General features: G+C 70.8%; 15 protein-coding genes. 4 read left to right on the top strand and 11 right to left on the bottom strand.

Annotation, left to right across the window (positions count from 1 at the left end; genetic code table 11):
• Positions 1-68: 68 nt before the first annotated feature.
• Together OG272_RS45010 and OG272_RS45005 are read right to left on the bottom strand one after the other, a co-directional pair.
• A complete protein-coding gene (locus OG272_RS45010) occupies positions 69-563 on the bottom strand; it encodes an HAD domain-containing protein (protein WP_327726360.1) in 495 nt (164 codons plus the stop codon).
• 118 nt (positions 564-681) lie between these two features.
• Positions 682-936, bottom strand: coding sequence for a hypothetical protein (locus tag OG272_RS45005; protein WP_405895909.1), 255 nt, complete (start codon positions 934-936; stop codon positions 682-684).
• Here OG272_RS45005 and OG272_RS45000 point away from each other — a divergent pair.
• Complete coding sequence (locus OG272_RS45000; RefSeq protein WP_405895908.1) at positions 935-1837, top strand: aminoglycoside phosphotransferase family protein; 903 nt, start codon at positions 935-937, stop codon at positions 1835-1837. The two genes, OG272_RS45005 and OG272_RS45000, sit on opposite strands and share 2 nt — an antisense overlap.
• Positions 1838-2057: 220 nt before the next feature.
• Here OG272_RS45000 and OG272_RS44995 read toward each other — a convergent pair whose 3' ends face one another.
• Together OG272_RS44995 and OG272_RS44990 are read right to left on the bottom strand one after the other, a co-directional pair.
• Complete coding sequence (locus OG272_RS44995; protein ID WP_405895907.1) at positions 2058-2591, bottom strand: hypothetical protein; 534 nt, start codon at positions 2589-2591, stop codon at positions 2058-2060.
• 179 nt (positions 2592-2770) lie between these two features.
• Positions 2771-3679: an S-4TM family putative pore-forming effector gene (locus OG272_RS44990; protein WP_405895906.1), complete on the bottom strand. Its 909-nt coding sequence runs from the start codon at positions 3677-3679 to the stop codon at positions 2771-2773.
• Positions 3680-3840: 161 nt separating this feature from the next.
• On the opposite strand from OG272_RS44990, the gene OG272_RS44985 reads away from it, so the two are divergent.
• A complete protein-coding gene (locus tag OG272_RS44985) occupies positions 3841-8553 on the top strand; it encodes an NB-ARC domain-containing protein (RefSeq protein WP_405895905.1) in 4713 nt (1570 codons plus the stop codon).
• 48 nt (positions 8554-8601) lie between these two features.
• Here OG272_RS44985 and OG272_RS44980 read toward each other — a convergent pair whose 3' ends face one another.
• The 6 genes from OG272_RS44980 to OG272_RS44955 form a co-directional block, all read right to left on the bottom strand.
• Positions 8602-9396, bottom strand: a complete 795-nt coding sequence (locus tag OG272_RS44980; RefSeq protein ID WP_405896138.1) for an alpha/beta fold hydrolase — start codon at positions 9394-9396, stop codon at positions 8602-8604.
• Between the two features lie 45 nt (positions 9397-9441).
• A complete protein-coding gene (locus OG272_RS44975) occupies positions 9442-10623 on the bottom strand; it encodes an alginate lyase family protein (protein ID WP_327726365.1) in 1182 nt (393 codons plus the stop codon).
• A 95-nt stretch (positions 10624-10718) separates the two neighbouring features.
• Positions 10719-14135 (bottom strand): Tat pathway signal sequence domain protein, encoded by a 3417-nt coding sequence (locus OG272_RS44970; RefSeq protein WP_405895904.1) that lies wholly within the window; start codon positions 14133-14135, stop codon positions 10719-10721.
• Between the two features lie 14 nt (positions 14136-14149).
• Entirely contained in the window at positions 14150-15016 is an 867-nt protein-coding gene (locus OG272_RS44965) for a carbohydrate ABC transporter permease (protein WP_326584591.1), read from the bottom strand.
• Positions 15013-15966, bottom strand: a complete 954-nt coding sequence (locus tag OG272_RS44960) for a sugar ABC transporter permease (RefSeq protein ID WP_328224587.1) — start codon at positions 15964-15966, stop codon at positions 15013-15015. The genes OG272_RS44965 and OG272_RS44960 overlap by 4 nt, the downstream gene beginning before the upstream one ends.
• A 79-nt stretch (positions 15967-16045) precedes the next feature.
• The gene (locus tag OG272_RS44955; RefSeq protein WP_405895903.1) at positions 16046-17374 is read right to left on the bottom strand and encodes an ABC transporter substrate-binding protein; all 1329 of its coding nucleotides are present in this window, start codon (positions 17372-17374) and stop codon (positions 16046-16048) included.
• A 556-nt stretch (positions 17375-17930) separates the two neighbouring features.
• Between OG272_RS44955 and OG272_RS44950 the strand changes: the two genes are divergently transcribed.
• Entirely contained in the window at positions 17931-18944 is a 1014-nt protein-coding gene (locus OG272_RS44950) for a hydroxyacid dehydrogenase (RefSeq protein ID WP_405895902.1), read from the top strand.
• 620 nt (positions 18945-19564) lie between these two features.
• Positions 19565-20227: a lysophospholipid acyltransferase family protein gene (locus OG272_RS44945; protein WP_405895901.1), complete on the top strand. Its 663-nt coding sequence runs from the start codon at positions 19565-19567 to the stop codon at positions 20225-20227.
• A gap of 359 nt (positions 20228-20586) precedes the next feature.
• Here the strand turns inward: OG272_RS44945 and OG272_RS44940 are convergent, their stop codons facing one another.
• Entirely contained in the window at positions 20587-21171 is a 585-nt protein-coding gene (locus OG272_RS44940; RefSeq protein ID WP_327726371.1) for a TetR/AcrR family transcriptional regulator, read from the bottom strand.
• Positions 21172-21236: the final 65 nt, after the last annotated feature.

The raw sequence follows: 21236 nt of genomic DNA, 5'->3' as shown, positions 1-21236 counted from the left end.
GGTGGCTCGACGGGGTTTCAGCCGATGCGGGCGGCGACCGCCTGACGACGGCGTGGCGGCGGCTCCTGTCAGGCGCCGCCCAACCACTCCTGGAGCACGGTGAAATCCGCAGAGGTCAGGCCGACCTCGGGTTCGACGCGGTGGAGGAGGGCCCGCCCTCGGTGATGCCGTGACACCCAGGCGCGATCGAGGTCGGTGATCTCGTCGTCGACCCAGATGAACGGGCGTCCGGCGGCTGCCCGGACCAGGGCTCGGGTCTTCCAGTGCAACAGGTCCGTGCCGTCCTCCTCCGGCAGGTCCACGACCGGAAGCTCCGGCAGCCCGAGGAGCGGCGCTATGACCGCGTTGGCGTCGTCCATCCACGCGGTGGCCCACATCAGCGCACAGGGCAGTCCCAGCAGACGTGGACCGTGACTGAGGTCGATCTTCGCCAGCTGGGGATTCGACGTGTGCTGCCAGGCGTCCCACTCTTCGGCGACTGCCGGAAGTCGCGCTCCGCCGTAGGGCAGGAGGGTTCCGTCGACGTCCAGGAAGAGCAGCGGGGACCTCGGGTGATCGGTCATGACCGCATCTTCTCCGTTTTCCGGCGCGGCAGGTCGCCGGTCGGCACTCGACGGCGATCGGCATCAGATCACCTCGGCCCGCTCGGCCCGCTCGGCCCGCATCCGCGTCGCCGCGATGTCACGCGTGACGACCATCGGCAGACCTGGCGAGCCGTTCGCTGGTGGTGAGGTAGGCGTTCTTGAGCCGGTCGTGCCACGGGTCCAGGTAGGCGCCCGTGTCGCGACGCAGATACGCCTCGACCGGGCGGATCTCGCAGCCGAGCTCCTCGGCGTACGCCAGGGTCGGGGTGGTGTACCAGCCGGGCCCCTCGGGACGGAGGCCGCTGGGTTTCTCATCCCTGAAACACGGCGCCCCAGTACTGTGGCTTCGCATGACCGATTCCGAAATCAAGATCACCGCAGGCCTGGTCCATGACCTGCTGCGGGAGCAGCATCCGGACCTTGCGGGGCTGGCCATCCGCGAAGTGGCGGGTGGGTGGGGCAATCAGATGTGGCGCCTTGGGGACGACCTGGCTGTGCGCATGCCGCGTACAGAAGATGCCCCGGACCTCCTGCGCAAGGAGTACCGGTGGCTGCCCGTCCTGGCTCCGCGCCTGCCGCTCCCGGTCCCCCGGCCTGTACGGATCGGTGAACCGTCCGCCCGCTTCCCGAAGCCCTGGACCATCATGACGTGGGTTCCGGGCGAGCCACTGGACCACACCTCGATCAGCTGCGGCGACCACGCGGCCGACCATCTGGCGGGCTTCCTCAGGGCGCTCCACGTGGAGGCTCCCGCCGAGGCGCCGGCCAGTTCGGACCGCGGCGCTCATCCCGAGAAGTGCACGGACGGCTTCGACCACTTCTTTCGAGCCGTCGCACCCGGCGACATCGCCGACGAGGTCCGGGCCGTCTGGGACGACGCCGTCGCGGCCCCCGAGTGGGAAGGCCCGCAGGTATGGGTGCACGGTGACCTTCATCCCGCGAATGTCGTCGTCTCGGACGGGACGCTCTCAGGCGTGATCGACTTCGATGCCCTGTTCGCCGGCGATCCGGCATGGGACCTCGCGGCCGCATGGGTGATCCTTCCCGCGGGCGCCGCCTCACGCTTCTTCGACGTGTACGCGCACGCGGACGAGGCGACGATCCGGCGCGCCCGCGGGCTGGCTGCGATGAAGTGCCTGTTCCTCATGCTGATGGGCCAGAACGGGGACCGGGGACTTCCTGGCGGCAAGCCGACATGGGGACCCGCGGGCCGGGCAGCGCTCGATCGTGTGCTGAGAGACGGTTTGGTGTAGGCGCGCAGCGACGACGTCGGTTCGTGACGCCCCTCAAGCGCGGTTGCAGTTCACGCGATCGGGAGTCGTCGTGCGCCCGCACGCCGAAATCGGGGACCTCCGGTCCGCCGGGAACGAGGGCGTACGCCGCCCCGACGGGCCCGGGGCCGCGATGCGGCGGTGGTTCGAGAGTCCTGGGCCGACGGCCTTCCGGAAGGCTCCCACCCGCCCGTGCGCGCGCTCACGAAACAAGCCCTGACCTGGTGAGCGCGCCGAGTTCGCCGCGCAGGAGCGTCGAGAGGGCCGTCGGAACGGTTTCCCGGACTGCCGGTCCGTCGTTCCACTCCGTCAACAGCCACCGCGTCACGAAGGCGCAGGCGTCCGGCAGTTCGCGGGTGCCCAGGTACGCCATCGTGTCCACGTCGTACAGGCTCTCGCCGGCCGGCGACTGGAACGTCAGCATGCGCCCGTCGCCCACCGGCCACGTCCAGAGCAGCGGGGCGACGCGGTCCGGTGCCGTCCGCTGGGCGCGGGCGTGGGTGTGCCCCTCGTCGGCCTGTGCGGCGGTGGACACCTTGACCACCACGGCACCGGGGCGCGGGGCGACCAGTACCGCGGTCAGCAGGGCCCCACTGGCGCTCACTCCGGTCGGCCGCCAGCGGGGGGCGAGCGGCCGGACGGTGCCGCCGTGTCCTCCGTGGCGGGCCCACTGGACCAGGGCGTCGGAGGCCGGCTCGTCGTCGAACAGATCCCTGAGGCCGTCCTCGTTCTCCACCGCGCCTTCCCCCGTCCAGGAACCGTCCGCGCCCGACGCCGCGCTCGGCTTCGGCTTCGCGGGTGTCCGGACGACGCGCCCACCTGAGCAGACGCTGACGGTACATCACTTCACCGGATGGCCGTCACGGGAGCGTCGAGGCCTCCCCAGCCCTCCTGTCGTACCAAGTCGCCCCGTTGTCAGTTGGGTTGTGGTGTCGTGCGTGCGACGACGGTCTGCAGGTCGTGCATCGCTGCCTGGAAGTCGACCCGGTCCGCGCTCTTGAAGCGGCGGAAGAACCAGCCGGGCACACGGGTGTGCCGCTGCCGGGACTGGAAGATCACGTCCTGGACCTGCCGGGCGAAGAGCAGCAGGGCGGCCGTGTCACCGCCGGCGGCGACCCTGGCCTCCAGGAGTTCCATCACGCGCTCCCGGTCCGCGACCACCTGCCACTGCGTACGGCACACCTCCACGCCCATCATCACCGCGCCGAGGGAGGGCACGTACCACAACAGCAGCAGGTCGAGCAGGCTCATGCGTGCCGAGAGGCCGATGGCGAGCCCCGTGCCCAGCCAGAGCAGCAGGGCCGTCAGCACGGTCCGGGCGTAGCGGCGGCGGACCCGGGCACCCCACCCGAGGTTCTGCTGCTGGCAGGCGAGCACGTCGTAGGGGTGCGGCAGTTCGGGAATCTCGTAGTAGTCGCGCAGTTCGGCCTCGTCGCCCGTGAAGCGCCTGCTGAGGCTGCTGATCAGCTGCGGGGCGGGCGGGGATCCCGCCATCGCGCCGTTCCACTCCAGGTGGAACAGCCGGACGTCGAACGACTCCTGCAGCAGCGCCGCGCGACGGGACTCGCTGCTCTCCCACGAGGTGAGGCCGACGGAGTGCGCCACGGCCCAGACTCCGCCCAACACGGTCACGGTGACGGTGAGTTCGGGAAGGAGGGCGGTGCCGAGTCCCGCGGCGGCCAGCAGTACCGACACACCCAGGCGAGCGTTGGCCAGACGCTGGGCCCTGCGGTGGGAGACCGTCATGGCCCGCAGCCGGTGCCGGGCCGCCTCCTCGTTCTGTTCCGACAGGATGCGGGAGCCCCCGACCGGCTCACTGCCCATGACGTCCCCCTCGTCCTCGGCCGTACCCTCAACTGTGCCCGCCGCGCGGTCCGGTGTACACAGGGCATGGGCCGGCCGCCGCCCTCGGCGGTGCCACAATGGCTCCGATCGATGCGTGGCGAGCCATGACCGGCGTACCGGCGCCTTCGCGCGGGGGGACGATGACCGAACTTGTCGAGCTGACCGCGTGCCTGGGGGACGAGGACGCGGCACGGGCCCTGCTGCGGTGGGCCGACGGCAACAGGTCGAAGGTCACGCCGGTCAGGCCCCGGTGGAAACCGTCGGGGAAGGGCTACACGGGCGCGGCGCTCACGGCCGTGACGGTCATTCCGGGGCCGGGGATCGTCGTGGTCAAGCTGTGTCCCGCCGACCAGCACGCGGAACACGCCACGCACGAGCACGCGTTCCGCGCTTCCCGGCTCCGGGGGGACTTCGCCAAACGGCACCTGACCGAGCAGGCCTTCCCGCCGTACCCGGTGGGTGACGGACGGCTGCTCACCTTCCAGAAGCCCGCCGGCGGCAGCCTGCGCGATGTGGTGACGATGGCCCGCCTGGGCCCGGAGGAACTGCTGTCCGTCTTCCGTGCCGTGGTCACGGGGCTGGTGACCGACTGGAACAGAGGAGTCCGGGACCGGGAGGCCCAGGAGGTCCCCGTCTCCCGATTCCTGCGCGGTGAACTCGGGGCACTGGTCGAGGAAGAGGGGGAGGTACGGGCGTACGCCGCCGGAGTCGACGCGCGTCTGCTGGACCCGAACGAGCCGGGGTGGATCGAGATCGACGGTGTCGTCGTACCGAACCCGCTGCTCATGGCAGGGGAGAACCCCCGGCCGGCCGACCCGCTGTTCCACGTGGTGCACGGTCTGGCCCACTCCGACCTGCATCTGCAGAACGTCATGGTGCCCTCTCCCGGAGGGACGCTGCGCCCCGACTCCTATCGACTCATCGATCTGCCCGACTTCTCCGACGAGGCCCCGCTGACGCGGGACCTCGCGACGCTGATGCTGTCGGTCCTGGCCGACGAGAAGGTGCCCGTCGGCCTCGACCCGCGGCAGGAACACGCGCTGCTGTCCCACGTGGTGAACCCCCGGGATGCCCATGTCCCCCATCTCGTCCCCTGGTTGCGGGAGCTCGTGGACGGCATGCACACCGCCTGCGCCGACGTCGTCCCAGACAGCTGGCAGGACCTGTGGGCGGATCAGCTGCTCCTGTCCGTCCAGGCGACGGCCCTGCGCTTCACCACCTACACGAACCTGGGCGACACCTGCAGATGGCGGTTCTTCCGTCTGGCGGCCTACGCGGGCGGCGAGTTGCTGGCGCGGCACGAGGTGGAACGGCCACCGTCCGCAATGAAGATCGTGCCGCCTCCGTCCACGGGCGCCGTGACCGTGCCCGGCCGGCCCGCGCGCGGGCCGGGGGTGGAGGCGGCCCCGTCCTCCGGCTCGCGGCGGCCGAGGGGCATGCCGCACATGGCGCCCCCCGTCCCCTCGGACTTCGTCGAACGGCCCGAGCAGGGCGAGGACGTGGTCAGGTCGCTGCTGAAGGCAGCGGCGCCGGAGGGCGGGGCCGGTCCCGCCGACGCCCCCTCCGCCGTGGGCCTGACCTCCACCGTCACCGGCGTCCACGGCACCGGCGGGTTCGGCAAGACCACGCTGGCCGCCTGGGCCTGCCACCACCCCGACGTACTGGCGGCCTTCCCCGACGGCGTGCTGTGGGTACAGCTCGGCCAGGACGCGTCGCAGCAGCGGATCATCGCCGTGGCGCGTGACCTGGTCGCCCTCCTCACCGGCGCCGAACCCCCGGCCTACGCGACCGTGGAGGCGGCGGGCGTCGAACTGGGGGCGGCGCTCGACGGGCGGCGCGTCCTGCTCGTCGTCGACGACGTGTGGCGGCGCGAGGACCTGGAGCCGTTCCTGCGGGACGGCAGCGGCTGCGTCCGGCTGGTGACCACCCGCAGACGCGGGGTCCTGGACCGGTCGGCGCCGCTGATCCGCGTGGACCGGATGTCCTTCGCCCAGTCGCTGAACCTGCTGACGGCGGGAATCGACGGGGCCGACAACACCACCGTGCTGCCGCTGTCCGAGCGTTCCGGCCGCTGGCCGCTGGCACTGCGCCTGTTCAACGGCGTGCTGCGCAGCATGGTGCAGCGCAGCGGTATGGACCTGGCGGACGTCGTGCGCGCCATGACCGACGAACTGGACCGCCGAGGGCTGCGGGATCCGATCCACACCTACCCGGACCCCCACACGCGCACGATGGAAGCCACCGTCGACCTCAGTCTCGTCGAACTCGCCCGGATCCGGAACACCGGCCATGCCTCCCTGGCCCGGCTGCTGGCCACGGCCTGCTTCCCGGAGGACCAGCACATCCCGTACCGCTGGCTCGCCCGGCTCTGGGGAGTGTCCGAGCTGACCGCGCGGCAGGAGTGCCTCCGCCTGGACGACCACTCCCTGCTGGCCCAGCTCGACGCCGAGGGCGTACGGCTCCACGACGTCATCCGTGACGTCCTCCGCCGCCGCGACCCGCACGCGGTACGGCGGGCCCATCGCACCCTGCTGGACGCGCACGCCCCGCTGTGCGGCGGAGCGGGCTGGCACGCCCTGGCCGAGCCCGACGCCGACCCCGAGTTCCTGGACCAGGTCACGTACCACCTCGCCGCAGCCGACGACGGCATCGGCATCGGCCACACCACCACCGACTTCCGCTTCCTGGTGGAACGGGTCTGGCGCAGCGGCCCCACGGCCCTGGAGGCGGAAGCGGTGCGCCGCAGGCAGGTCTTCCTGCCCCTGGGCATGGACATCTACGCGGCGGAACTCGGTTCGCTGGTCTACGGGGAGGCCCATCTGCTGACCGGGCACGCGCGACGCGTCGACCTGGCCGTCACCCTGTACAGCCGCTGCCTGGCCTCACCCGAGGTGATGCGGCGGTTGCACCACTCCCATGAGGTCCTGGCCGGAGGGCTGATCGCGAAGGCGCCCTTCCCCGATGGTCCCGACGGGCGGTTGTTGCGGGTATTGACCGGTCATACGGGGTCCGTGCACGCCCTGTGCTGGAGATCGGACGGCCGGCTGCTGGCCACCGGCGGCGGTGACGGCACGGTGCGGATCCGCTGGGTCGACGAGGACGGCAGACCGGACCTCGTGGTGGACGCGGCGGGCGGCGGACCGGAACCCGGCGTGGACGCGGCGGGCGACGACGGTGCGGTGATCGGCCTGTCGTGGAGCCCGGACGTGGTGTTCCTGGCCGTGGGCACCGACTGGGGTGACGTCCTGCTGGTGGACCCCTCGGAGGGACGGATCGTGCGGCGGCTGACCGTCGGTGACGATGACCGTCCCCGGGTCCAGGTGGCCTTCGCTCCCGACTCCCGGGCCGTCGCCGTCGCCTGCGGGAGCGACGTGCGGCTCTGGCACGCGCCGTTCACCGAGGACAGTCTGGGGCCGCCTCTGCCCGGCCGACGCGACGCCACCTGCACGGTAGTGGGCTGGCACGAGCGGGGCGGGCTGGCCGTCGGCCTCGGCGACGGCGGGGTCCAGCTGTGGCGGGGGGAGCCGGCGGGCGAACCCGCGGTGCTCGGCAGCGGGCAGTCCGTGGTCCAGGCCCTGGACTGGCATCCGGAGGGGAACCTGCTGGCCGTCGCCGGGCACTCGGCGAAGGTGACCCTCATCGACTGCGCCGGGTCCGACGCCGTGGCCCGGATCCACGGAGAGGACCCCTCCCGGGCGACCTGGCTCCAGTCGCTGGCCTGGACGCGGTCGGGCGACACCCTGCTCACGGGCGACAACGACGGCACCGTCTTCGTCTGGAAGGTCTCCTGGTGGGCGAACACACCGCGGCTGGAGCTCACCGACAGCTTCTCCGCCCGTGGTGTCCAGGCGAAGGCTATCGCTCCGCATCCGCGCGAGGACCGGATCGCCGTCGGCACCCGTCAGCCCGTGGTGCGCCTCTGGATCCCCGAGCGACAGGACTCCCCCGACGCCGGACTGGCCGACCGGGTGAACACCGTGGCCTGGTCCTCCAGGGGTGCCCTGGCCGCCGGAAACACCGGAGGACAGCTGATGTCGACACCGGCGGGTGTCGCGGACCTGCCGGTCTGGTCGGAGTACGCGGTGTCCGCCCACGAAGGCGACCTGCGGGCCGTCGCCTGGGCGCCGGACGGGCGGCGACTGCTCACCGCCGGTGACGACAACCGGCTGGTGCTGTGGGACGCCGAACGGCATGAGGTGATCCGCGTCCTGGCCCGGAGGCTGACCTATCCGGGCGCGGTCGCCTGGAGCGCCGACGGCCGCTGGGTGGCCGCCGGGGACGGCACCGATGTGCTGCTGTGGCGGACGACCGAGTGGCAGCGGGCCGGCACCATTGCGGTGGGCGCCAGTGTCAACGCCCTGGCGTTCGCACCCGACGGGTCCCGACTGACCGTGGCCACCTCGTCCATGGAGCTGCGCATCGTCCCTCTCGACCCGACCGGCCGGCCCACGGGCACGGTCGGCGAGTGGGACGGTCATGTCGGTTCGATCAGTTCGGTGTCCTGGTCGCCCGACGGCCGGCACCTGGCCACCGCCGGGTACGACGGCTACACGCTGCTGTGGGATCCGGCGACGGGAGAGCCCCGCCGCGTGCTCGAGGGCGACGGCACGGCGGTGTGGTCCGTAGCCCTGTCACGCGACGGGAACCGTCTGGTCGCCGTCACCATGGAAGGCTCCGCCTTCCTTTGGGACACCGAGTCGGCGGCCGAGCCGTGCCGCCTTCGCGTGGACAACCACCTGTCCTCCTGCGCGTTCCACCCGCACGACGACCGCATCGTCCTCGGCGGCTCGGCCGGCCTCTACCTGTGCGAGGCCGCCGGGCCGGTGAGTGAGGTCGCGTACCCGGCTGTGTAGTCGTCGGACTCCGTGGTCGAACCGGACGGCCGAGCGCGGGCGCCACCCTCAGCCGGGCGTCTCCCCGTCCGCCCAGTCACGGATGAGCCGGATCGTGCGCTCGGTCCGCTCCTCGTGCAGATAGTGGCCGGTGTCGGGCCAGTGCTCGACCCGTGAGCCGGGCACCCGCAGTGTGCCGCGTTCCCACTCGGCGGCCTTGTCGAACGTCCACACGGTCAGCGCCGGCTGCGTTCGACGGCGCAGATACGCCTCGCTGTAGGGGCGGGCGCCCACCGCGCCGGGGTCGGTGTACATGCCCGCGTAGGCCTGGGCGACGACGTGGTCCGGTGTGCCGAGCATGGTGCGGATGTGCGCCGTACGAAGGCCGGGCGGGGCCTGTGGGGAGAAGGCACCGGCCACGAAGGAGGCGGCGGCGCGGGCGCCGTGCTCCCGGTACTCGGCGAGGCGGGCGGGGATCTTCGCGACCTCGGCTCCGTGCGCGCCGTGCGCGGGGTCGAGGGCGATGACCGACCGTACGGTTCGCGGGTGGCGGGTGGCGAGCAGGTTGACGACCTGCACGCCCATGGAGTGACCGACGGCGACGACCGGCCCGACGCCCAGGGAGCCGATCAGCGCGGCCAGGTCATCCGCCATCTCCGCCGGGGTGTTGCCCTCGTCCGGCACCTCGGAGCGGCCGTGGCCGCGCAGGTCGGGGACGAGGACGCGGAACCGGTCGGCCAGTGCCTCGGCGTGGGGCGACCACTCCCGTCCGTCGCCGCCCCAGCCGTGCACCAGCAGCAGCGCCGGGGCGTCGTCCGGACCGAGGGACGTGCAGAAGACACGGATGCGGCCGAGGTCGAGCAGGACGGGGTTGTGGATCACGAAAAGCTCCGCAGTGAGTGATCGGAGTCAGAGGGTGAACAGCAGGGTGCCGAAACCCGGGTGGTCGCACTGCTGGGGAGCGCCTTCCGGCCGGAGTCGGCTCGCCACCTGGGCGGTGTACGGGGCGGACTTGCCGGCGCGCTTCACGTAATGGTTGTGGGCGATCTCGTAGATGGCGCGGTAGGTGCCGCGCCCGTCGGTGGAGATGGTCGACCAGTGCCAGTCGCACCGTCCGAACGTGGCGTCGTACGGGACGGTGTTGCCGAGGTTGTACTTCGCCGTGTACTCGTAGCCCGCCAGCAGCAGGGAGTTGGAGGCGCCGAACAGGTCGAGGCCCTGGATCCAGCCGGTCTGGCAGATCTCGGCGAGCGAGCCGAGGATCAGCTGGGCGTACCCCTGGCTGCGGCCGGACTCGCAGCACTGGCCCGTGCCGGACTGGATGAGCTTGGTGAGTCCGCAGCAGGTGTGCGTCATGAAGGCGTTGTACGCGTGGTCGAACAGGGTGAGGTTGTCGCAGGCCACCGCGATCTGCAGCATGCCCTTGAGGCCCATCAGGCCGTAGGCGCCGTCGCCGTAGATGTTGATGAGCGGGACGAAGACGTTCTCGAACATGGCGACCGTGTCGGCGAGTTCGGCGGCCGTCCAGCTGCCCGCGGGGCCGGTGTAGTGCATGATCTCGACGGCGGCGGCGAGTTTGGCCCCGTAGATTCCGGCGGCGAGTCCGGCGTCCTTGCCGTTGATCTCCTGGAGGGCGTCGGTCCAGGACTTGATGATGCTCAGGGCCTTGGTGGCGTGCGCGGTGTCGCGGGTGATGTACCACATGAGGGCGTTCTGGTACGCGGCGTTGCAGTCGTACCAGAGCTCCGCGTTGCCGGGATCGCCGGCGGGGTCGCGGGTGACCGTGGCCCGGCCGCCCGCCACGGTGTAGGTGGAGCGGGAGAAGAAGTCGTTCTTGAAGACGTTGTAGCCGCTCAGCCAGGGTTCGGCGCCGGCCGCGACCTTGGCGCGCATCCGGTCGAGGTCGGCACGGCTGTGCAGCACCCCGGGATGGGTCAGGGAGGCCAGGCCGGAGGTGACGGCGGCGGCCGGGTTCGCCCCGGCGAGGGACGCTCCGGCGAAGCCCGCGGTGCCGACGCCGGCAGCGGTGATCTGGAGGAAGCGCCGACGGCCGGGGGTGCCCGGCGTCGTGGAGGGTCGCGGCTCTGCCATGGGCTGTCGGTCCTCTTTCACTCGACGTTGAGTGCGGAAGTGGAGGCGAACGGGGGCCGGTGCGGTCCCCCGCGCCGCACCGGCCCGCTGGTCGGTCAGCGGCCCCGGTGAAGCACCAGGGTGCTGAGGGGGCCGAGCTTCGGTCGCTGCCCGGCACCGATCGTCCTGCCGGTGGCCAGGTCACGGGCCGGGCCGAAGTCCTGACGGGCGGGCAGGGTGAACGTCCTGTCGGTGGTGGTGTTCATGGCGATCAGGTAGTCGCCGTACTCGCAGAGGTAGAACGGCGCGCGGCCGACGAGCATGGTCTCCACGCCGTCGAAGTGGACGCCCAGGGCGGGGTCGGGGATGTCGTCGGGGATCGGGGCGAGACGGTAGACGTCGCCCTCCTGCGACTGGTGGAGCGTGTCGCCCGGCGGAGGGAAACCGCCCGGCGGGAGATGTCCGGCGCCGGGGTCGTTGATGGCGTAGTCCCAGAGGATCCAGTCGCGGGCCGTGAACGTCTCGTCCGTCGTGCCCGCACTGCGCTCACGGACGGTCGCCGAGCGCTGGTCGACGGGCGTGAGGTGGTGGATGCGGGCGTAGTTGTTCACGCCCTGGCGGGACCGCCAGTAGAGGGAGGCGAACAGCAGCTCCTCGCCGTTCTTGACGGCCAGGCAGCCGTTCTCCTCGTCGGTGAAGACGAAGTCGGGCTGCTCCCAGGCGGTGGGGATGCGGGCGGGGCGGTTCGCGAGGGCCTGGAAGGCGTCCCAGTCGCGGGAGACCAGGCGCAGCGCGGAGAGGCCGACGCGGGTCCAGGTGTGGTTGACGAGCAGGCCCAGCTGCCGGAAGAACTGGCCGTCGTCCACCATCTCCTGGGTCCAGCCGACGATGTCCGGGTCCTTGAAGACCGCGGCGGACATCACGGGGTTGGAGTCCCAGGCGGTGCGGGACGCGTAGGCGATCTCGCCGGGGTAGACCTCGTTGCGCCAGCCGATGACCGTTTCGATCCGGGACACGCGGGCGCCCGTCTCGTCGACGTCCACGACCCGGAACCGGCCGCGCGCCTTGATGATCTTGACCATCTGTTCGCGCAGTTCGGGCGCCTCCTGGGCGTCGTGGCCGCGCGTGACGGACTCGTACATCATGACCAGCCAGTCGATGACCTCGCCGTAGCTGCCCACATAGCCCAACTCGCGGGTCAGACCGGCTTTGGTGACCTGATGGTAGGTCTCGCCGAGCGGCTTGGTGGGGTTGCCGTCCTTGTCCTCCCGGCCGAGGTAGGGCTTCATGCCGAGCGACTGGTACAGGTAGTCGCGGGCCCTGTCCTCCGGCAGTGCGAGGTCCGGGGCGAGGAGCCTCAGGCCCCGGTTGGCCTGGTACAGGCCGATGGCGCAGATCTGCGACTGGTTGGTGTAGTGCGGGAAGTGCTGCCGCCAGTAGTCCCGGCTGGACTTGAGCATGTCGGTGTACGCGGCGCGGCGCACCGGCTGTTCGGCGGTGCCGGCGCTCTTCGGCGGGGTGACGGTCAGGTCGTCGAACCAGGCGGTGCCGGGGCCGGACAGCCGCAGGTGGAACTCCACCTGGGTGGCGCCCGACGGGGTCTCCAGGTCGATCGAGACCTGCTCCCAGCCGTGGGTGCCGGTGGCCGCGAACTCGCGGTGGTCGCTGCCGACGAGCTTGCCGTTCGCGTCGTAGAACAGCGGGTCGACATGGGCACCGGTCCCGGTGACGCCGTCCGTTTTGATCCAGACGCTGTAGGTGTACGTGCCCTCGCCGACCTGGAACTTCGTCGTGTTGTAGGCGGTGACGAAGCCGTTCGACGCGGTCGCCGCGACCTTCAGCGAGGCGGAGCCGGAGCGGGAGACGTCCGTGACCCGGGACCAGGTGGCGTCGGCGGTCCTGCCCCAGCTGGGGACGGTCCAGCCCGTGGGCACGGTGGCGGTGCCCTGCTCGAAGCCGGGGTTGCGTATCTCGGTCGGCTCGACCAGCTCCACGGAGTCGAACCAGGCGGTGCCGGGGCCGGACAGCCGTAGGTGTATCTCCACCTGGGTGGCACCGGACGGGGTCTCCAGGTCGATGGAGACGTACTCCCAGCCGTGGGTGCCGGTGGTCGCGAACTTCTTGTGGTCGCTGCCGACGAGCTTGCCGTCGGCGTCGTAGAACAGCGGGTCGATGTGCGCGCCGGTCCCGGTGACGCCCTCGGTCCGGATCCAGGTCCCGTAGGTGTAAGTACCCTTTCTTATACGGGTCTTGGGGCTGGAGTAGGTGTACATGTTGCCGCCGGAGGCGGGCACCTGGAGCTTCAGCGAGGCGGAGCCGGTACGGGAGGCCGTGGTGTCCCGCGACCAGGTGGCGCCGGAGGTCTGCCCCCAGCCGGGCGCCGACCATCCCATGGGGGTCTCGTCGCCCTCCTCGAAGCCCGGGTTGGTGATCTCGTACGGGGAGCCGGTGACCCGCTGGTCGAGGCGGTCGCCGAGGTGTTCCCAGAGCAGGGCCAGTGTCAGGCCGACGCGGCCGAAGCCCTGCCACTGCTGGTCGGAGCCGGTGAGGACCGAGGCGTCGGACTTCCAGGCCATGTAGCGGCCGTCGATGGCCCGCAGCACGCGGTCCAGGGCGGCCGGCTTCTGGTGGGCGGGGCTGCCGGACCAGAGATAGCCCTCGGCGAGGGACTGGAACGCGAAGGCGTCCATGCCGGCCGGGTTCGCCGTGGTGAGGTAGTGCTTCTGGTCCTTCGCGACGCGCCGGCGCACGGCCTCCAGCACCTCGGCGCCCTCGACCGCTCGCGGCTTGAACTCCGGTGCGGGTCCTTGCTGTTCGCCTTTCGGCGGCACGAAGTACGGCTCGGTGTGGGTGTAGACGCGATAGATGCCGCGCGAGGGCGTCGTCATCCTCCGGTACAGCTGCTCGGGGTTCTGGCCGTACGACCAGATGCGCCCCATGGCGCGGATCTCCAGCGTGACCTTCTTCTTCCCGGACGTCATGCTCTCCGGCAGCGGCAGCGTGTGGAAGAAGAAGCGGCCCGGGGTGCGCGGCGCGGTGTCCAGGATGTCGAGGCTGTCGACGGCTCCCTCGTCCTGGTAGCCGACCTGGCGGCCGTCGACGAAGAGCTGCAGCCGCCACATGTTCGTGCCGGAGCCGGCCTGTTCGGCGGTGTCGTCGTGGTCGTCGCCCCACAGGCGCACCGTGACGTAGGTGGTGTCGGTCGGGCTGACGGCGACGTCGAACGTCAGCGTGCCGCCCCAGTAGCTCGCCGGTGCGGTGGGGTTGAGGACGCGGGCGCTCTGGCCGAGGCCGCCGGTGACGGTGTCGGAGAGGGTGGCGGTGAGGTCGTGCGCGGCCTCGGACTCGGCATCGCCGAAGACGACGATGTCGAGGGGCTCGCAGACGGCCTTCTTGAACGCGGCCGAGTCGTCGGACTCGGTGACCGGTGCCGCGGCGACGGGCTGGGAGGTCAGCAGGCCGAGGCCGGCGGCGGCGACGCCGGTCGTCCCGGCGTACTTGAGCACTTCACGTCTTCTGGGGGCGTGGGACACGACACTGTTCCTTCTTACTTGAGGCTGCCCATGAGAATTCCGCTGCGCCAGTACTTCTGGAGCGTGAACATGAAGATCGCGAGCGGAACGATCGACAGCAGGGACCCGGTGAGCACGAGGGTGTTCATGTCGCGTGCGGTCTGCGCCTGCTGGAGCCATGAGTAGAGGCCCAGGGTGACAGGGAAGGTGCGCTCGCCGTTGAGCATGAACAGGGGGAGGAAGAAGTTGTTCCAGATGTTGATGAACTCGAGCATGAAGATGGTGATGCCGCCGGTGCTCATCAGCCGCAGCGCGACCGCGTAGAAGATCCGCAGCTCGCCGGCGCCGTCGATACGGGCCGCCTCCATCAGCTCGGTGGGCACCGAACTGTCGGCGTACACCTTGCCGAGGTAGACCCCGAAGGGGTTGATGAAGTACGGGATGAGCACCGACCAGATGGTGTTGGTGAGCCCGATCTCGGAGAACACCAGGTACAGCGGGAACGCCAGCAGCGTGCTCGGCAGCAGCGAGGCGCCGACGATGACGGCGAAGAGCGCGCCCCGGCCGCGGAAGTCGAACTTCGACAGTCCGTACCCGGCGGCGAGCGAGACGAGGGTGGAACCCGCCGCCCCCAGGGTGGAGTAGAGGACGGAGTTGCCGATCCAGCGCAGGAACACCCCGTCGTGGTAGGTCGCGATGTCCTGGAGGTTGTCGCCGAGGTGGTTGGAGGAGAACCACAGACCGAACGTGGAGTAGAGGTCGGTCTGGTCCTTGGTCGCGGAGACGATCAGGAACCAGGTCGGGGCGAGCGAGTAGAGCAGGAAGACCACCAGCAGACCGGTGGTGAGCACCACCGCGCGGCGGGAGGGGCGCACGCCGCCCCCGGAGGCAACACTGCTCATGACATCTTCCTGTTCGTGGCGCGGTAGAAGACGAAGGCGAGGATGCCGGTGACGACGGCCAGGACCAGGGACTCGGCGGCGGCGTACTGGTAGTCGCCGACCTTGAAGGCCTTGTCGTAGATCTCCATCATCGGCGTGAAGTCCGTGTTGATGGACTCCGGTGCGATCTGCCGCATGATCAGCGGCTCACCGAACAGCTGGAGCCGGCTGATCAGGGAGAACATGCCGGTCAGCACCAGGATCCCGGTGATGTTCGGCACTTTGATCGACCAGGCGATCCGCCACTCCCGCGCGCCGTCCAGCCGGGCCGCCTCGTACAGCTCGCGGGGCAGTGCCTGCAGCGAGGCGGAGATCAGGATCATGTTGAAGCCGATCCCCTGCCAGGTGAGCAGATTGCCCAGCGAGAGGTACGTGTTGAGGCCGCCGAAGAACGTGATCTCCGCGCCGAAACGCTCCGCGAGGTCCAGCAGCGGGCTGCCCGTCGGGCTGTAGAGGAACAGCCACATCAGGGTGGAGACCACGGCGGGGATGACGTACGGGATGAGCAGTGCCGCGCGGAAGAAGCGCACCGCGCGGGCGGCCACCCCGTCGAGCAGGAGTGCCAGCAGCAGGGCGATGCCCAGCATCACCGTGATCTGCGCCGCGCCGAACAGCAGGGTGCGCCCCATGCCCGTCCAGAAGGCGCTGTCCCCGAGAACCGAGGCTAAGTTGGCGAAGCCGGTGTAGACGACCCGTGTCGGGCCGAAGCCGAGGCCACTGCTCCTCTTCTCGTGCAGGCTCTGGCCGAAGGCGTAGCCGATCGGCACGACGTAGGTGGCCATGAAGCCCAGCAGGAAGGGGAGCATGAACAGCAGCCCCTTGTAGGCTCCCCGCCTCCCGGCCCGGCGGGGGAAGGGCCGCCGGACCGGGGAGTCGGTCGCGGCCTTCGCCGGTCGCGTCAGGGTGGACACGGGTGTCTCCAATGTCTCCGGGTGAGGGTGGGTCGGCTGTCGGCGGAGCGGGGCGCGACCGCGCGGCTCCCGGCGGGGGTCAGCTGCCCGCGACCGCCTTGATGCCCTTGTCGTTGAGGTCGTCGACGGTCCACTTCTCGATGCTCGTCAGCATCTCCTCGACCGTGATCTCCTTCTTCATGACCTTGCCCCACTGCTTCTGCATCTCGGAGTACATGGCCGCGTAGTTCGGGCCGTACTGCCACTGCTCCCCCACCCGGGAGGCGGCGGTCGTGATCACCTCGGCGCTGTCGGACTCGCCGTTGAACATCTCGGTGGGGATGATCTTGTCGACGTACGGCGAGACGTCCGGGACCGCCGGGAAGAGACCGGACTTGGAGGCGGGGTCGGTGAGCGTGGTCAGCGACTCCTCGCTGCTGGACAGCCAGGCGGCGAACTCGGCGGCGCGGTCCGGGTACTTGCAGCCCTTGAGTACGGCCAGGACGTCGAAGTTGCTGGAGGTCCGCGGCTTCGCGGTGTCGAAGACGGGCGAGTCCGCGAGCTGCCACTTGCCCTTCGACTTGGGGAAGTTGGTGTCGTAGATCGGCAGCTGCCAGGTGGACGTCGTCATCGCGATGGTCGTCCCGAGGTCCCAGGTCTTGAAGACGCCCGGGTCGGCGTAGGAGGCGTTGGAGGCGAGGTCGTTGTCGACCAGCCGCTGGACGATGTCACCGGCCCGCAGTGCCTCGGGCGAGGTGAAGTCGACGACCCAGTGGTCGCCGTCCACCTTGTACCACTGGGCGCCGGCTTCCCAGGAGAGGTCGACCAGGGTGCTCGGGTCCTCACCGGCCATGTTGAAGATCTTGACCTTCTTGTTCTCCTTCTGCGCCTTCTTGCCGGCCGCGATCAGGTCGTCCCAGGTCTTGGGCGCCTCGATGCCGTACTTCTCGAACAGGTCCGCGCGGTAGGCGGTGAACAGCGGTGAGGAGCCCATGGGGATGCCGAAGGTGGTGCCGCCGGGGCTGACCGCGTTCCACGCTGCGGGCGTGTACGTGTCCTTGTACGGCCCGGCGACCTCGGTGACGTCGGTGAGCAGGCCGTCGGCGGCGAAGTTCGCCAGGTTCATCCCGTCCATCTTCGACAGACAGGGCGCGGTGCCCGCGTTCACCGCGGCGCGCAGCTTCTGGTACGCCGTCTCACCCGCGGGGTTGACGAACTTGACCTGGGTGTCGGGGTGCGCCTTGTTCCACACCTCGGTCTGGGCCTCGATGCCGTCGGTCCAGCTCCAGAACTCCAGGGTGACCTTGCCCTTGGTGGTCTTCGCCGCGGAGTCGGAGTCGGCGTCGCCGCCCCCGCAGGCGGCCAGCAGGAGAGACAGGGACGCCGCGGCGGCGGCCGCGGCGAGGGCTCTGGCACGGAACTGGGACATCGGTCCTCCACGAACGGAAACAGGACGGCGCTAGGGCGTGTTTCGGAAGTCCCTTCTGCTCTGCGACGCCCGGCACGCACTCTCGCCGCACCGGACGAAAGGCCAAGTACGCCCAGTACGAGGCCTTTCGTCCGGCGCGCCGAGAGCACGCACCGGACGCCGCAGAGCCGCCCTTCGGGCGACGAAGGGACTTCCGAAACACGCCCTAGGGGTGGGGGAACCGGCGCGGTCAGCGGTGAGGCAGGGAAGGCAGAAACGCGGTGACGCCTCCCGAGGGGTAGTAACCGGTTGTTGTGGACCGTAGGACGTGAGCGGCCAGAACCACAAGAGGGGGCGGCCGGTTTGTTTCGTCTGACTTTCAACAGCGTTACCTGGCTACCAGTTCGACCTGCATTTTTCCCACCGATATCACTGGGAGTGAGCCCTCATCCCGATCGAGCGGCACCCCTCGCCGACCATTGACCTGAGGACCTATGGCTCTCTAGCGTAGAAACCGTTTACCCAAGCGAGGTTCAATCGGACCTCTCCCCCGCCCTCGTGCCCGAGCAGGAGCGCCATGCCCCCGCAACCGCTTCCACCCGCCGTGTTCGCCATGGACCCGGTCCATCTGCCGGAGCTCTTCCCGGCCCCGCTCATGACGCGGCTACGGCAGCTCGTGACCATCGATCCCGGTCTCGTCGTCCAGGACTTCACCGATCCGGCGGCCCTGCGCGCACTGACGCGGGCCGAGGTGCTGGTCACGGGGTGGGGCTGTCCGCGCGTCGGCGCGGACGTACTGGACGCGGCGCCCCGGCTGCGGACCGTGCTGCACGCCGCGGGCAGTGTGCGCGGCCTGATCGGCGAAACCGTCTGGGAGCGGGGACTCACCGTGTCCAGTGCCGTCCTCGCCAACGCGCTTCCCGTGGCCGAATACACGCTCGCCGCGGTCCTGTTCGCCGGCAAGGACGTCTTCGGGCTGCGGGAACGCTTCCGGACCGAGCACGTGTATCCCGCCCCGGCCGCGTACGCGGCCGTCGGCAACCTCGGGCGACGGGTCGGGATCATCGGCGCGTCGCGCGTGGGCCGCCGGGTGCTGGAACTCCTGCGCCCCTTCGACCTCTCCGTCGGCCTGTACGACCCGTACGTGGGCGAGGCCGAGGCGGCGACGCTCGGCGCGGTGTCACTGCCTCTCGACGAGCTGCTGCGGACCAGCGACATCGTCAGCGTGCACGCGCCCGACATTCCGGAGACCCGCCGGATGCTCGACCGCGAACGACTCTCGCTGATCCGGGACGGCGGCGTACTGATCAACACCTCGCGCGGTGCCCTCGTGGACCCCGAGGCCCTCACCGACGAGCTGGTCGGGGGCCGGATCAGCGCGGTGCTCGACGTCACCGAACCGGAGCCGCTGCCCGCGGACTCGCCCCTCTACCGCCTGCCCAACGTCTTCCTCACCCCGCACATCGCGGGCTCCCTCGGCAACGAACTGGCCCGCCTCGGCGGCACCGTCGTGGAGGAACTGGAACGGCTCGCCGCCGGCCTGCCGCTCGCGCACGGCGTGCGCCGCACGGAACTGGAGATCAGCGCTTGACGCGTCCGAGTACAGGCACGAACTCCCTGGTACCGCAGGGGATGGATACCGCGAAGGCGCTGGGCCGGAACCTCCGCGAAGACGCTGGGCCGGAACATCCGCGACGGCGCTCGGCCGGAACATCCGTGCACGCGACGAACCGGTCCGTGGGACCGTCGCCGCAGGGTGCGTCCCGGGAAGACGTACCCGTCCTGCTGGGCAACCGGCCGATGTCCACGTCCTTTCGGACACCGCCGACCCGTGGCGTTCGGGCGAGCTTGCACGGCCTCGCACGACTGCCCCCGCTGCCAAGGTCCGCCGCCGACGCGAGACGACCGTGGACAGTGGACGGGCTCCGCGGGCCCGGCCGAATGAGCGGCGCGCTCGCCCAGGGTGGCCCGAGGTGTACGCAGCGCGGCTCAATACGGGTCACCGCGACCGGCGGCCGGGGACGGTGGGGCCGACGCCCTCGGCGAGGCCGGGCGGCCTGGCCCTGGCGACGTCCCCGATGATCTCGGCCTGGGGACCCAAACCCGTGCCGCCTGGGTACCGGCACCCCCGTAGTTGAGTACGAGCACTCAGGCTCCGCGCGGCGAGCGGGCCGACGATGTGGATCTGCCTCGTCAAGCCCGGGAGACCCCATGTTCAGCCGCCTCGCCGACGTCCTGGTACCCGCCGTCGGTCGTCTCACGGTGACCGCCGACGCCGGATCCGCGGTGGCGCCGGGCAGCATCATCGCCGCCAACCACACCTCGCTCGCCGATCCCGCCATCGTGCTCGCCGCGCTGCACCGCCTCGGCGTCCAGCCGGTCGCCATGGGCGCCGCGGGCCTGTGGCGGATCCCCCTGCTCGGCCGTGCGCTCTCCCGCGAGGGGCACATCCCGGTGTACCGCGGGGACCCGCGCGCCGCCGACGCGCTCGATCTCGCCGCCGACGCACTGGCGGAAGGCCGGACGGTCCTCATCTACGCCGAGGGCGGCATCCCGCTCCGCAAGGACGCCGCCGAAGCCGCGCCCGAACCGTTCCGCAGCGGTCTGACCCGGCTCGCCGAGCGCACCGGCGCGCCCGTCGTGCCGGTCGGCCAGGCCGGGGCACGCCGGGTCACCTCCGGCAACACGGCCAAGCAACTCGCGGGACTGCTCACCGCTCCCCTGCGCCGCCCCGATCTGCACGTCCACGTCGGGGCACCGCTCACCCTCACCGGCGGCCACGCCGCGAACACGAGGCAGGCACATGCCGCGGTGACGGCCGCCTGGCGCACGGCGGCCGCCCGCCTCGGCGAACCGGCCGCACTCGCCGCGTAGCGGTCGGCGCCGGGCGGACGTTCAACGACCCTGCCCGGCTACCCGAGCGTGACCGCTCCCCCTTCCAGCCACGCCCGCAGGTGAGAATCGTCAAGCGGCCGGCCCCGGACCCGACCATTCCCTCCCCGTCGGCCTGGGCCGGTACTACCATCAGCGGCCCGCGTGGCAGAGCTGCGGCACCGGCCCGCAGCTCCCCGCCGACCTGCGGTGCGCGACGGTCACCGTGCCCCTCGACTCCTATGAACCTTCACCGCCTCAACGCATGGTGGAACGACACCCCAAAGGCCCGCACTCGAACATCACACGTGGCAGCCCTTCGGCCTGCTGAGTCGATTTCTGACTCGGCGGACAGTCCCTAGCTAGCCGTCCACCAACGAGGCCACCAGGCGCGTCATGGCGGACCGTGGGTCAGGCGTGCCGGGCCAGCTGGTCATCAGAAGGTGGTGGGCGGTACCTACGATCGCGAGAGCCATGGCGCTCGGGTCGACGGTCTCCGCCACCCTGCCGAGCCCCTGCTCGGCCTTCAGATAGCTGGTGATGGCCTCCTGGATCGCAGTGAAGCCCGGTGCCCCGCCTTGCAGGGCCGCGCGGATGCGCAACGCGGCGGCAGGGCGAGTCATGGCCAGGCCCGACAGGGCGGGGCCGCCGGAGTCGAACAGCGCGAGGACGACAGCGTCGAGGTTCCGCGCCACCGTGCCCTGCCCGGCGAGCACCGACAGCGCCTGCGCCTGCGCCGCCGTCCGCGCGAACCGGTCGAGGCAGAGCTCGGCCACGAACTCGTCGAACCCTGCGAAGTGCGCGTGCAACAGCCCCTTGGCGCAGCCCGCCTCGGTGGTGACGGACCGGCTGGTGAGCGCGCCGGGGCCGTCCCTTTCCACGACACGCTCCGCGGCCGCGAACAGCCGCTCGCGCACGTCCGGCGTCGCCACTCCGCGCGGTGACATGGGCCTCTCTTCCGTTCTGCCGCCATCGCCCACATGGGGCACAACTTCTTGAATGGTAGCTGGAA

The organism is Streptomyces sp. NBC_00104 (genome assembly GCF_045160825.1).
In the GTDB taxonomy this organism is placed as follows: Bacteria; Actinomycetota; Actinomycetes; order Streptomycetales; family Streptomycetaceae; genus Streptomyces.
The sequence above is the reverse complement of the archived record's forward strand: the minus strand, read 5'-3'. Positions and strand labels throughout refer to the sequence as shown.